This is a genomic window from Pseudomonas fluorescens (assembly GCF_001708445.1).
Classification (GTDB): Bacteria; Pseudomonadota; Gammaproteobacteria; order Pseudomonadales; family Pseudomonadaceae; genus Aquipseudomonas; species Aquipseudomonas gorinensis.
On sequence record NZ_CP015637.1, the window covers coordinates 4,332,302 to 4,344,864 of the forward strand.

Annotated in this window: 11 protein-coding genes; 10 read left to right on the forward strand and 1 reads right to left on the reverse strand. The window is 61.8% G+C overall.

Features of this window, described 5'->3' with window-relative positions:
• Positions 1-69 precede the first annotated feature (69 nt).
• From A7317_RS19105 to A7317_RS19115, 3 genes are all read left to right on the forward strand, one after another.
• Positions 70-1,407, forward strand: coding sequence for a lysine N(6)-hydroxylase/L-ornithine N(5)-oxygenase family protein (locus A7317_RS19105; protein WP_069076592.1), 1,338 nt, complete (start codon positions 70-72; stop codon positions 1,405-1,407).
• 169 nt (positions 1,408-1,576) lie between these two features.
• A complete protein-coding gene (locus tag A7317_RS19110) occupies positions 1,577-2,797 on the forward strand; it encodes a putative DNA modification/repair radical SAM protein (RefSeq protein WP_024076349.1) in 1,221 nt (406 codons plus the stop codon).
• Positions 2,794-3,627 (forward strand): TIGR03915 family putative DNA repair protein, encoded by an 834-nt coding sequence (locus A7317_RS19115; RefSeq protein ID WP_069076593.1) that lies wholly within the window; start codon positions 2,794-2,796, stop codon positions 3,625-3,627. Before A7317_RS19110 ends, A7317_RS19115 begins: the two co-directional genes overlap by 4 nt.
• Positions 3,628-4,186: 559 nt before the next feature.
• Here A7317_RS19115 and A7317_RS19120 read toward each other — a convergent pair.
• Positions 4,187-5,437, reverse strand: coding sequence for an IS256 family transposase (locus A7317_RS19120; RefSeq protein WP_069074985.1), 1,251 nt, complete (start codon positions 5,435-5,437; stop codon positions 4,187-4,189).
• A 399-nt stretch (positions 5,438-5,836) separates the two neighbouring features.
• On the opposite strand from A7317_RS19120, the gene pdxH reads away from it, so the two are divergent.
• The 7 genes from pdxH (at position 5,837) to A7317_RS19155 (ending at position 12,189) form a co-directional block, all read left to right on the forward strand.
• Positions 5,837-6,484, forward strand: a complete 648-nt coding sequence (gene pdxH, locus A7317_RS19125) for a pyridoxamine 5'-phosphate oxidase (protein ID WP_024075013.1) — start codon at positions 5,837-5,839, stop codon at positions 6,482-6,484.
• Between the two features lie 85 nt (positions 6,485-6,569).
• Positions 6,570-7,124 carry a molybdenum cofactor biosynthesis protein B gene (gene moaB, locus A7317_RS19130; RefSeq protein WP_069076594.1) on the forward strand — a complete coding sequence of 185 codons (555 nt, stop codon included), beginning with the start codon at positions 6,570-6,572 and terminating at the stop codon, positions 7,122-7,124.
• Positions 7,121-8,353, forward strand: a complete 1,233-nt coding sequence (gene glp, locus A7317_RS19135) for a gephyrin-like molybdotransferase Glp (RefSeq protein WP_069076595.1) — start codon at positions 7,121-7,123, stop codon at positions 8,351-8,353. The genes moaB and glp overlap by 4 nt, the downstream gene beginning before the upstream one ends.
• Positions 8,354-8,362: 9 nt before the next feature.
• A complete protein-coding gene (gene ubiU / locus A7317_RS19140; RefSeq protein WP_069076596.1) occupies positions 8,363-9,358 on the forward strand; it encodes a ubiquinone anaerobic biosynthesis protein UbiU in 996 nt (331 codons plus the stop codon).
• Positions 9,359-9,368: 10 nt separating this feature from the next.
• Entirely contained in the window at positions 9,369-10,259 is an 891-nt protein-coding gene (locus A7317_RS19145; RefSeq protein WP_069076597.1) for a U32 family peptidase, read from the forward strand.
• A complete protein-coding gene (ubiT, locus tag A7317_RS19150; RefSeq protein WP_024075018.1) occupies positions 10,253-10,720 on the forward strand; it encodes a ubiquinone anaerobic biosynthesis accessory factor UbiT in 468 nt (155 codons plus the stop codon). Before A7317_RS19145 ends, ubiT begins: the two co-directional genes overlap by 7 nt.
• 218 nt (positions 10,721-10,938) lie before the next feature.
• Positions 10,939-12,189 carry an IS256 family transposase gene (locus A7317_RS19155; RefSeq protein ID WP_069074985.1) on the forward strand — a complete coding sequence of 417 codons (1,251 nt, stop codon included), beginning with the start codon at positions 10,939-10,941 and terminating at the stop codon, positions 12,187-12,189.
• Positions 12,190-12,563 lie beyond the last annotated feature (374 nt).

Below are 12,563 nucleotides of genomic sequence, written 5' to 3' on the forward strand. Positions count from 1 at the left end.
TGACCTGTTGTGCAGGTCTTGAAGGTATTCCCGCCCCACCGCCACGGGGCTTATCCAGAGGACACTGGAATGACACAGGCAATTGCTTCGCCCGCGGTTCACGACCTGATCGGTATCGGTTTCGGCCCTTCGAACCTGGCGCTGGCCATCGCCCTGCAGGAGCGTGAAAAGACGCAGGGCAAACTGGACGTGCTGTTTCTCGACAAACAGGCTGATTACCGCTGGCACGGCAATACCCTGGTGACCCAGAGCGAACTGCAGATTTCGTTCCTCAAGGACCTGGTGACCCTGCGCAACCCCACCAGCCCGTACTCCTTCGTCAACTACCTCAAGGCCCATGACCGCCTGGTGGACTTCATCAACCTGGGCACCTTCTACCCGTGCCGCATGGAGTTCAACGACTACCTGCGCTGGGTCGCCGGGCAGTTCCAGGCCGTGGGCCGCTACGGAGAGGAAGTGCTGGCCATCGAGCCGATCCTGCATCAACAACAGGTCGAGGCGCTGCGGGTGATTTCCCGCGATGCCCAGGGTGAGCAGCATGTGCGTACCACCCGTGCGGTCGTGGTCAGCGCCGGTGGCACGCCGCGGGTGCCGGAGGTGTTCAAGGCCCTGAAGGATGATGGCCGGGTGTTCCACCATTCCCAGTATTTGTCGCGCTTGGCCCAGCAGCCCTGTGTCGACGGCAAGGCGATGCGGATCGCGGTGATCGGCGGCGGCCAGAGTGCGGCCGAAGCCTTCATCGACTTGAATGACAGCTTCCCGTCGGTGCAGGTCGACATGATCCTGCGCGGCTCGGCACTCAAGCCGGCCGATGACAGCCCGTTCGTCAACGAAGTGTTCTCGCCGGCCTTCACCGACCTGGTGTTCCAGCAGGCCGGCACCGAGCGTGAACGCCTGCTCGCCGAGTACCAGAACACCAACTATTCGGTGGTGGACCTGGACCTGATCGAACGCATCTACGGCATCTTCTACCGCCAGAAAGTCTCCGGCATTGCGCGCCATGCGTTCCGCACCATGACCGTGGTCGAGAAGGCCACCCCCGGTCCGTTGGGCATCGAACTGGCCCTGCGCAACAACGCCACTGGCGAAACCAGCGTCAGCCACTACGACGCGGTGATCCTGGCCACCGGCTACGAGCGCCAGATGCATCGCGAATTGCTGGCGCCGCTGGAGGAGTATCTGGGTGACTTTGAAGTGGCGCGCGACTACCGCCTCGTCACCGATGAGCGCTGCAAGGCCGGCATCTACATCCAGGGCTTCAGCCAGGCCAGCCATGGCTTGAGCGATACGTTGCTGTCGGTGCTGCCGATTCGTGCGGATGAGATTGCGGCGTCGCTGTTCGAGCATGATCGTCATCGTGGCCAGGGCCGCTCGGTGCAGGACCGGCTGCTCGCCGCCGCCAGCTGACCCCCTTGCAGGAGCGAGCTTGCCGCGAAAACCGTCGACGATAACGCGGGCATTCTGGGTTGACGCGGTGGTCTTGCGTTCTTCGCGAGCAAGCTCGCTCCTACAGGTGGTACTGGCAACACTGTGGGGCGACTGATACTGTATAAAAAACCAGTATCGGTAGCCCTCCATGCAATTGATCGAAAAACTCAGCATCCTCGCCGACGCCGCCAAGTACGATGCCTCGTGCGCCAGCAGTGGCGCGCCCAAGCGTAGCTCGGAGGGCAAGGCGGGGCTGGGTTCCACCGATGGCATGGGCATCTGCCACAGCTACACGCCGGACGGGCGCTGTGTGTCGCTGCTCAAGGTGTTGCTCACCAACTTCTGCCTCTACGACTGCCAATACTGCGTCAATCGCCGCTCCAGCGACGTGCCGCGGGCACGCTTCAGCCCGGAGGAGGTGGTCACGCTCACGTTGGATTTCTATCGGCGCAATTGCGTCAGCGGGCTGTTCCTCAGCTCGGGCATCATCCGCTCGGCGGACTACACCATGGAGCAGCTCGTGCGGGTGGCCAAGCTGCTGCGCGAAGAACATGACTTTCGCGGCTATATCCACCTCAAGACCATCCCCGAAGCCGACCCGGCGTTGATCGCCGAGGCCGGGCGGTATGCTGATCGCCTCAGTGTGAATATCGAACTGCCCACGGATGCCAGCCTGCAAACCCTGGCGCCGGAGAAGCAGATCGTCTCGATCAAGCAGGCCATGCAGACCATCTACACTGGCGAACAGACCGTGCTCAACGAACCCCGTGCCCCGCGTTTCGCGCCGGCCGGGCAGAGCACGCAGATGATCGTCGGCGCCGACGACACCGACGACAGCACCATCCTCCACGGGGCCGAGGCGTTGTATGGCAATTTCAAGCTGCGCCGCGTGTATTACTCGGCGTTCAGCCCCATCCCCAACAGCCCGAAAAGCGTGCCCCTGGCCGCGCCGCCATTGATGCGCGAGCACCGTTTGTACCAGGCGGATTTCCTGCTGCGCAGCTACGGCTTCAGCGCCAATGAACTGTTCGAAGGCCCTGGCCACCTGGCCCTGGATATCGACCCCAAGCTGGCCTGGGCCCTGGAACACCGCGACGTCTTCCCCCTGGACCTGAACCGTGCCGAAGCGACCCTGATCGCCCGTATCCCCGGTATCGGCCTGCGCACCACCCAGCGCCTGGTGGACCTGCGCCGTGAACGCAAGATCCGTTTCGAAGACCTGGCCCGCATGCGCTGCGTGCTGGCCAAGGCCAAGCCATTTTTCATCACCAGCGACTACCACCCGCAACAGGCTGAAAGCACCAGCGTGCTGCTGCGTGAACAACTGCGTGACCGTCCGCAGCCGCAACAAATGGGGTTGTGGGGATGATCAGCCTGGAATGCGACAACCTGTTCAGTACCTGGCGCGAACAGGCGCGTTGGCTGCTCAGCCATCAGGTCGATCCCAGCCAGGTGAGTTGGGGCGAGGCTGAAGTGGCGGACCTGTTCGCCACCGACGAACCGATCCCCGAGGGGCTGGGGTCGTTCCAGGCGCGGATTCCCAAGGCGTTGCTCGAACTGCTGGAAGCCGCCGCCTGTTACCACGGCGAGCAGCGCTGGAGCCTGTTGTATGAGGTGCTGTGGCGGGTCAGCCATGGCGACCGCACGGCAATGCTCGCGGGGGACAAACTGGGCAGCGAACTGCAACGGCGAATCAAGCAGGTCAGCCGCGAGGCTCATCACCTGCATGCGTTCGTGCGGTTTATCGCGGTACCCCAGGAGGCCGGGCCCGAGCTGCCGGAGTACGTGGCCTGGCATGAGCCGGCCCATGACATTCTCCGCAGCGCCAGCCAGCACTTTATCGGGCGCATGGGCCGCCATCGCTGGATGATCGCGACACCGTTGGATGGGGTTTACTACGATGGCGAGCAACTGATCCATCAACGCCAGTGCCCAGAGGCGTGGCAGCAGTTGGCGCAGAATGTCGAGGACCCCCACAGTGCCATGTGGTTGACCTATTACAGCCACATCTTCAACCCGGCGCGGTTGAACCCCAAGGTGATGGAAGGGCATTTGCCAAGCCGGTTCTGGAAGAACTTGCCGGAGGGCAAGTTGATCCCGGGGTTGATCAGCGAGGCGCGGACGGGGAAGCAGAAGGATGGGCAGGCGAGCCTGATTGGGGCAAAGCCGGGTAAGCGCATCTCCAGCGGGCACGCTTAAAAAATGTGGCAGGGAGCTTGTTGTGGCGAGCAGGCTTGCCCTGCGTTGGGCTGCGCAGCAGCCCCATTAAAAACACCGCGTAGTTTCATCGTTTCAGATAAAACTTCCTGGGGCTGCTGCGCAGCCCAACGCAGGGCAAGCCTTAATGCCGTTCAGTTAAGGCTTTTTTGTAGGAGCGAGGGGGACGCCTAGTTCTTGCTCGCGAAAAACTCACAGGCGCCGCGTTCATTCAGGAAACACGCGTTATCGTTGACGTTTTTCGCGAGCAAGAACTAGGCGTCCCCCTCGCTCCTAGTTAGCCGTCCTGGGCCAGGGATGGCCCATGACGGCGGCCCACGGATTCAAGCCGGAGTGAGGGCACACCGAGCCTAGGCGAGGTGCCGAGTGGTGGGGCAAGAGCCCTTTGGTTACGTTGGGGCTCTTTTCCAAAAGTGACCCGCCGTAAGGGCGGAACCGCCAGTGGCCGTTACCGCAGAAACGGATATGTACACGAAACCCCGGGACTGTCAGATATTTTGTGTGCGGGCCGGTAACGGCCTGCCGTCAGGCAGGCCATGCTTTACCAGGTTGGCCTGATAAATCGATCTCCGTACAGAATCGCAAATTGATTCATCGCACTTTTCCAGTCATGGGCCGCGGAGCCCCAGTTTGCGGTGATATTGCGCAGTCCAAGCCAGATCAGTTTTGTCGCCGCATCGTCGGTCGGGAAGTGACCTCGGGTCTTGATGATCTTGCGCAACTGAGCGTTGATGCTCTCAATGGCGTTGGTCGTGTAGATCACTTTTCGAATCGCCGGCGGGAACACGAAAAATGGGATCACACGATCCCAAGCGCGGCGCCAGGCAGCCACTACCGTCGGATACTGCTTGCCCCATGGCCCGCTTTCAAACGCATCCAGCGCCTGCTCGGCCGCTTCGGCGGTCACCGCCTGATAGATCGGTTTGAGCGCCTTGGCCAGTTCGCGACGCTTGTCCCAGGCCGCGTAATCAAGACTGTTGCGGATCAGATGAACAATGCATGTTTGCAGTGTCGTGTCTGGAAATACGGCGTTGAGAGCCTCTGGCATGCCTTTCAGTCCATCGGTCACAGCAATCAACACGTCTTCGACGCCGCGTGTCTTGAGGTCGTTGAAAACTTTCATCCAGAACTTGGCGCCCTCGGTATTTTCTACCCAGATGCCGAGAATATCGCGTGTTCCGTCAGGCAAAACGCCCAGGGCCAAGTAAATCGCCTTGTTGCGAACCAGCCCCTCTTCGCGAATTTTGACCCGTAGAGCATCGAAGAAAATAACCGGATACATCGGCTCCAAAGGCCGCTGTTGCCATGCACCGATCTCTGCCATGACCTCGTCGGTTACAGAGCTGATGAAGTCGGGAGAAACGTCAGTACCGTACTGCTCGGAAAGAAACGCTCGGATCTCTCTGACCGTCATTCCACGGGCATACATGGCGATGATCTTGTCGTCGAAACCGGTGTAGCGGCGTTCGTGCTTGGGGATCAAAATGGGCGAAAAACTGCCGTCCCGGTCGCGGGGAATATCCAGTCGGAGCGGACCGTCGCCGGTTAGAACCGTCTTGCCGCTTTTGCCATTGCGCTGGTTGGTTTCATCCTCTGGGCGCTGCGCGCCCGGCGGATAGCCCAAGTGGTGACCTAGCTCTGCACTCAGCGCTCGCTCGATCAAAGCCTTCTTGAACGCCGCAGACGCGTCCTCGATAGCTTCAGCGGTCATCGGTCCATCGGTGAATTGCTCGAGCAGCTCTTTCGGGATTTTCGGCAGCTCTCGCAACGCGGGTTTCTTTTTGGTTGGCATACATGCACCTCTTACTCATGTTATGCCCGAACACAAAATTTCTGACACCCCCAGGACGGCTAACCCGGCGTCCTGCCGGGTTACCCACGGATTCAAGCCTGCGTTCGGCCAGCGTGGTTTAACGGGGCGTCTAAGATCAAGATCAAAAGCCAGAGCAAAGCCAGAGCAAAGCCAGAGCAAAGCCAGAGCAAAAGCAAAGCCAGAGCAAAACCAAAGCCAGAGCAAAACCAAAGCAAAGGAAAGGCAGAGCCAGAGCAACCGCAACAATACGATCAGCTGTAGAACCCCATGCCCAAGTAACCGCATGCGGCGTCATGCCACGGGTGAATGTTGATCGTGGTCAAGGGATAAATGCGCGGTAGTTCTCACACTGTGGCGAACTTTCTGGAGGACTGCGCCATGCCTTTGTCTCTTGCGCAATTGCGCCGCAACTACACCCTTTATGGCTTGCGTGATGACTTGGCGCAGGACGATCCCTTGGTGCTGTTTGGCCAGTGGTTGGATCAGGCGCGTAAAACCGAAGTGCCTCCGGTCGAGGCCAATAGTATGGCGTTGGCCACCGTGGACAGTCAGGGCCATGCCCATTGCCGCATTCTGTTGCTCAAGGGTTTCAGCGCTGAGGGTTTTTTCTTTTTCGGCCATTACCAGAGTGCCAAGGGTGAGGAGTTGGCGAGTAATCCCCATGCGGCCATGACGTTTTTCTGGCCGGGGCTGGAGCGGCAGGTGCGTATCGAAGGCCCGGTGGTGCGGGCGGATGCGCAGCTGTCGGACGATTATTTTGACGCGCGTCCGGCCGCCAGTCAGTTGGGGGCCTGGGCTTCGCCGCAAAGCCAGCCCCTTAGCCATCGCAGCGAGCTGGAAAGCCGCTTGCGTGACGTCACCGAGCGTTTCGCCGGGCAGCAACCGCCGCGCCCTGAGCATTGGGGCGGCTACCGCCTGCAACCGCAGCGCATCGAGTTCTGGCAAGGCCGCCCTGACCGCCTGCACGACCGCCTCGATTACCGCTTGCACGCCGGGACGTGGCAGCGCACGCGCCTGGCCCCCTGAACGAGATACCTCCTTGGAGGAATAGGCCCTGCGCCCATTGCGGCGCAGGCTGACAGCCACTTTCTTTACGCCTGGAGCCTTGATCATGGCCCATTTGAAACAACGTCATTTCATCCCCCTGAACATCGCCGTGCTGACCATCAGCGACACCCGCACCCTCGACACCGACACCTCCGGGCAGACCCTGGTGGACCGCCTGCAAGGTGCCGGGCATGTGCTGGTCGACCGTGGCCTGGTGATCGACGATATCTACCAGATTCGTGCGCAGGTCTCCCTGTGGATCGCCGACCCTGATGTGCAAGTGGTGCTGATGACCGGCGGCACCGGCTTCACCGCCCGTGACAACACGCCCCAAGCGGTGCTGCCGCTGCTGGACAAACACGTGGAGGGCTTCGGCGAATTGTTCCGCCAGGTGTCCCTGGTCGAAATCGGCACCTCCACCTTGCAATCCCGTGCGTTGGCCGGCATCAGCAACGGCGTGCTGGTGTGCTGCATGCCGGGTTCGCCGGGCGCGTGCCGTACCGCCTGGGATCAGATCCTCGCGGGCCAGTTGGACAGCCGTACCGGCCCGTGCAACTTCGTGCCGCACCTCAAGCCCCAGCCCGAGCAGATCCTGCAAGCCTGCGAGTCGCGTTCGTGAGCGTCTCGGTGTGCGACAGCGGCCACCTGATGCCGGTGGACGAGGCCATCGCCACGCTGCTGGCCCAGGCACCGCCGCCGCCGGGCACGCAGGTAATCGACCTGGAGCACGCGCTGGGGCGGGTGGTCGCCGAGGAACTGTTCTCGCCCCTGGACCTGCCGGGGTTCGACAACAGCGCCATGGATGGCTACGCCCTGCGCGCCGAGGACGTACCGGCAGAGGGGGGCTACCTGATGCTCGCCGGGCGCATTGCCGCTGGCCAGCACAGCACGGCGAAGGTGCAGGCCGGGCAGGCGGTGCGCATCTTTACCGGTGCGCCGGTACCGGCCGGTGCCGACACGGTGGTGCCCCAGGAACGCTGCCGCCTTTACGGCCAGCGTATTTGGTGCCCACCGGTGCGCCTGGGTGAGCATGTGCGCAAGCAGGGCGAAGAGTTGCGACGCGGCCAGACCCTGGTCGCCGTGGGCAAGCGCCTGCGTGCCCAGGACATCGGCTTGCTCGCATCGGCCGGCATCCCGCGCCTGAAAGTCTACCGCCCGCTGCGGGTGTGCCTGCTCAGCAGCGGCAATGAACTGCGCGAGCCGGGTGAGGCACTGGTGCCTGGGCAGATCTACAACAGCAACCGATATGCCCTGGCCGCGTTGCTGCGCGGCTGGGGCGTGGACGTGCTCGACTATGGCGTGATGGCCGACGAACTGGCCGCCAGCCGCGATGCACTGGCCCTGGCGTCCTCCGAATGCGACGTGCTGTTGACGTCTGCCGGTGTGTCGGTGGGGGAGGAGGACCACCTCAAGCAGGCCATCGAAGAACTCGGCCGCGTGGACTTCTGGCGCCTGGCGATCCAGCCCGGCAAGCCCCTGGCGTTTGGCGAGGTGGCGGGCAAGCCATGGCTGGGTTTGCCCGGCAACCCGTCGGCGGCGTTGATCACCGCGTTGGTGGTGGTGCGTCCGTTCCTGTTGCGCGCCCAAGGTGTGGCGCGGGTGCTGCCGGTACCGATCCAGGTGCCGGCCGATTTTGAATGGCTCCAGCCCAACAAGCGCCGCCAATACCTGCGCGCGCGCCTGAGCCCCGGCGAGGATGGGCAATTGCGCGCGGTGCTGCACCCCCAGCAAAGCTCGGCGATGCTCACCGCCGCCTGTTGGGCCGATGGCCTGGTGATCATCGAGCGCGAGCATCAGGTGCCCAGGGATGCACCGGTGCCATTTCTGTCTTTCGCTGAATTTTTGTGAGGAACCCCCATGCAACTGGTCTGCCCCGCAGGCAACCTGCCTGCGCTCAAAGCCGCGGTGCGCCAAGGCGCCGATGCGGTGTATGTCGGTTTTCGCGATGACACCAATGCCCGGCACTTCGCCGGGCTGAACATGGACGACAAACAATTCGACGGTGCCGTCGCCTTTATTCGCCAGCACCAGCGCAAGCTGTACGTGGCGGTCAATACGTACCCACAACCGAAGATCTGGGCGCGTTGGCAGCGCGCTGTCGACCGCGCGGCAGACCACGGCGTGGATGCGCTGATCGCCGCCGACCCCGGGGTACTCGACTACGCCAGCCGGCACCATCCGCAGATGGCCTTGCACCTGTCGGTACAGGGCTCGGCCACCCATGCGGCGGCGCTGAAATTCTATGCCGAACGCTACGGCATTCGTCGCGCGGTGTTGCCCCGCGTGCTGTCCCTGGCCCAGGTCAAGCAAGTGGCCGCGAGCAGCCCGGTGCCGATCGAAGTGTTCGGTTTCGGCAGCCTGTGCATCATGGCCGAGGGGCGTTGCCACCTGTCTTCCTACATCACCGGCGAGTCGCCCAACCTCTGCGGCGTGTGTTCGCCGGCCAAGGCCGTGCGCTGGAGCGAGGACGCCGACGGCTTGAGTGCGCGCCTGAGCGAAGTGCTGATCGACCGCTACACCCGGGACGAACCCGCCGGCTACCCGACCCTGTGCAAGGGCCGCTTCCTGGTGGGCGGCAAGCGCTTCCATGCCCTCGAAGAACCCACCAGCCTCGACACCCTAGACCTGGTACCGGAGCTCACCGCCATCGGCGTCGAAGCGGTCAAGATCGAAGGCCGGCAACGCAGCCCGGCCTATGTGGAACAAGTCACCCGGGTCTGGCGCGCCGCGCTGGACGCCCACCGCAATGCGCCTGCCAGTTTTGTGGTCAAGGACCAGTGGCGCCAGGTGCTGGCCGGGTTATCCGAAGGCAGCCAGACCACGCTCGGCGCCTACCATCGTGCGTGGCAGTGAGGAGACACAGATGAAACTCAGCCTGGGACCGGTGCTGTTTTATTGGGATAAGGAACACCTGGGGCGCTTCTATTCAGACATGGCCGGCTTGCCCCTGGACGTGATTTACCTGGGCGAAACCGTGTGCGCCAAACGCCGCGCGTTCTCCCTGGACCATTGGTTGGGCCTGGGCCGGGAACTGCAAACGTACAGCTCGGCGCAGATCGTGTTATCGAGCCTGACCTTGATCGAAGCCGCCTCCGAACTGTCGAGCCTGCGCCGCCTGTGCGACAACGGCGAACTGTTGGTGGAAGCCAACGACATGGGGGCGGTGCAGATGTTGATCGAGCGCAAATTGCCCTTTGTCGGCGGCCCGGCGCTCAACCTCTACAACGGCCACGCCCTGGTGCAACTGCTCGATGCGGGCATGCAACGCTGGGTGCCGCCGGTGGAATGCTCCCAGGGCTTGATCGCCGATGTGCTGGAGCAGGTACGCGAATTGGGCCGGCCGTTGCCCGAAGTGGAAATCTTCGCCTACGGCCACTTGCCCCTGGCGTATTCGGCGCGCTGCTTCACCGCCCGTGCCGAAAACCGGCCCAAGGATGACTGCCAGTTCTGCTGCATCAACTACCCCGACGGCATGGCGCTGACCAGCCAGGAAGGGCAGGCGCTGTTCACCTTGAACGGTATCCAGACCATGTCGGCCGACGTGACCAACCTGCTGGCCGATTACCCCGGCCTGGTGTCCAGTGGTGCCGATCTGTTGCGCCTGAGCCCGCGAGCCGAGGGCATGGTCGAGGTGGTGCGAGCCTTCGACCAGGTGCGCCAGGGCGCTACGCCGCCGCTGTATGTCGATGGTTGCAACGGCTACTGGCACGGCCAGGCGGGCATGTTGCGGGTTGAGGAGGTGGGGCTGTGCTGAGTCGTAAACAATGGCTGCTCAAAGGCGCCGACCAATTGTTTCCATTGATCCGTCGCGTACCGTTTGGCGTGCAGCGCCTGGTCTTGCAGCAAGCCCTTAACCGCTGCCTGGCCGAGCCTTTGCGCGACGGTGGGTTTGACCTGCTGCGCGGACGCTGGATGTGTCTGCGTATACCTGACCTGGGGTTGTGCTGGTACCTGACCTTGGGGCGCGATGGATTGCGTATTGCGCAAAAGGCCGAGGCGCAGGTGAGCATCAGCGGTAACTGGCGCGAGTTCTTGTTGCTCGCCAGCCGGCAGGAAGATCCGGATACGTTGTTTTTTCGGCGCAGGTTGGTGATTGAGGGGGATACGGAGTTGGGGTTGGGGTTGAAGAATTTGATCGACAGCCTGGATCCGGATGTGTTGCCGCCTTGGTTGTGGCGGAATCTTGAGCGGGCGGGGCGGGGGGTTGTGGTTTGAGGGGGGTGGGGTTTGGGGACATATCCGTTGCTGCGGTAACGGCTACTTGCGGTTCCGCTCTTACAGCGGGTCACTTTTGGCAAACGCCCGGGATGCCGGCCCAGCCAAAAGTAACCAAAAGGTCTGTGCCCCACCACTCGGCACCTCGCCTAGGCTCGGTGTGCCCGGGGGTGTCAGAAATTTTGTGTTCGGGCATAACATGAGTAAGAGGTGCATGTATGCCAACCAAAAAGAAACCCGCGTTGCGAGAGCTGCCGAAAATCCCGAAAGAGCTGCTCGAGCAATTCACCGATGGACCGATGACCGCTGAAGCTATCGAGGACGCGTCTGCGGCGTTCAAGAAGGCTTTGATCGAGCGAGCGCTGAGTGCAGAGCTAGGTCACCACTTGGGCTATCCGCCGGGCGCGCAGCGCCCAGAGGATGAAACCAACCAGCGCAATGGCAAAAGCGGCAAGACGGTTCTAACCGGCGACGGTCCGCTCCGACTGGATATTCCCCGCGACCGGGACGGCAGTTTTTCGCCCATTTTGATCCCCAAGCACGAACGCCGCTACACCGGTTTCGACGACAAGATCATCGCCATGTATGCCCGTGGAATGACGGTCAGAGAGATCCGAGCGTTTCTTTCCGAGCAGTACGGTACTGACGTTTCTCCCGACTTCATCAGCTCTGTAACCGACGAGGTCATGGCAGAGATCGGTGCATGGCAACAGCGGCCTTTGGAGCCGATGTATCCGGTTATTTTCTTCGATGCTCTACGGGTCAAAATTCGCGAAGAGGGGCTGGTTCGCAACAAGGCGATTTACTTGGCCCTGGGCGTTTTGCCTGACGGAACACGCGATATTCTCGGCATCTGGGTAGAAAATACCGAGGGCGCCAAGTTCTGGATGAAAGTTTTCAACGACCTCAAGACACGCGGCGTCGAAGACGTGTTGATTGCTGTGACCGATGGACTGAAAGGCATGCCAGAGGCTCTCAACGCCGTATTTCCAGACACGACACTGCAAACATGCATTGTTCATCTGATCCGCAACAGTCTTGATTACGCGGCCTGGGACAAGCGTCGCGAACTGGCCAAGGCGCTCAAACCGATCTATCAGGCGGTGACCGCCGAAGCGGCCGAGCAGGCGCTGGATGCGTTTGAAAGCGGGCCATGGGGCAAGCAGTATCCGACGGTAGTGGCTGCCTGGCGCCGCGCTTGGGATCGTGTGATCCCATTTTTCGTGTTCCCGCCGGCGATTCGAAAAGTGATCTACACGACCAACGCCATTGAGAGCATCAACGCTCAGTTGCGCAAGATCATCAAGACCCGAGGTCACTTCCCGACCGACGATGCGGCGACAAAACTGATCTGGCTTGGACTGCGCAATATCACCGCAAACTGGGGCTCCGCGGCCCATGACTGGAAAAGTGCGATGAATCAATTTGCGATTCTGTACGGAGATCGATTTATCAGGCCAACCTGGTAAAGCATGGCCTGCCTGACGGCAGGCCGTTACCGGCCCGCACACAAAATATCTGACAGTCCCGGCGACTGGCGGTTCCGCTCTTACAGCGGGTCACTTTTGGCAAACGCCCGGGATGCCGGCCCAGCCAAAAGTAACCAAAAGGTCTGTGCCCCACCACTCGGCACCTCGCCTAGGCTCGGTGTGCCCCCCTGCCGGTTTACCCCCCAAATCACTATCGAATTGCGGCCAGCGTGGTTTAACGGGGCGCCTGAGATCAAGATCAAGATCTAAAGCAAGATCAAGGGCGGCTCGCTTCGCATCGTGGTTACCGTTGGCTAATACAACGTTGTGTAGATACCCATGCTCATCGGGGGCAAGTCGAATCGTCGCACCGC

Bases quoted from the DNA above. Each gene is read 5' to 3' on its own strand.
- A7317_RS19105 (WP_069076592.1), top strand. From the start codon at position 70: ATGACACAGGCAATTGCTTCGCCCGCGGTTCACGACCTGATCGGTATC.
- A7317_RS19110 (WP_024076349.1), top strand. From the start codon at position 1,577: ATGCAATTGATCGAAAAACTCAGCATCCTCGCCGACGCCGCCAAGTAC.
- A7317_RS19115 (WP_069076593.1), top strand. From the start codon at position 2,794: ATGATCAGCCTGGAATGCGACAACCTGTTCAGTACCTGGCGCGAACAG.
- A7317_RS19120 (WP_069074985.1), bottom strand. From the start codon at position 5,437: ATGCCAACCAAAAAGAAACCCGCGTTGCGAGAGCTGCCGAAAATCCCG.
- pdxH (WP_024075013.1), top strand. From the start codon at position 5,837: ATGCCTTTGTCTCTTGCGCAATTGCGCCGCAACTACACCCTTTATGGC.
- moaB (WP_069076594.1), top strand. From the start codon at position 6,570: ATGGCCCATTTGAAACAACGTCATTTCATCCCCCTGAACATCGCCGTG.
- ubiU (WP_069076596.1), top strand. From the start codon at position 8,363: ATGCAACTGGTCTGCCCCGCAGGCAACCTGCCTGCGCTCAAAGCCGCG.
- A7317_RS19145 (WP_069076597.1), top strand. From the start codon at position 9,369: ATGAAACTCAGCCTGGGACCGGTGCTGTTTTATTGGGATAAGGAACAC.
- A7317_RS19155 (WP_069074985.1), top strand. From the start codon at position 10,939: ATGCCAACCAAAAAGAAACCCGCGTTGCGAGAGCTGCCGAAAATCCCG.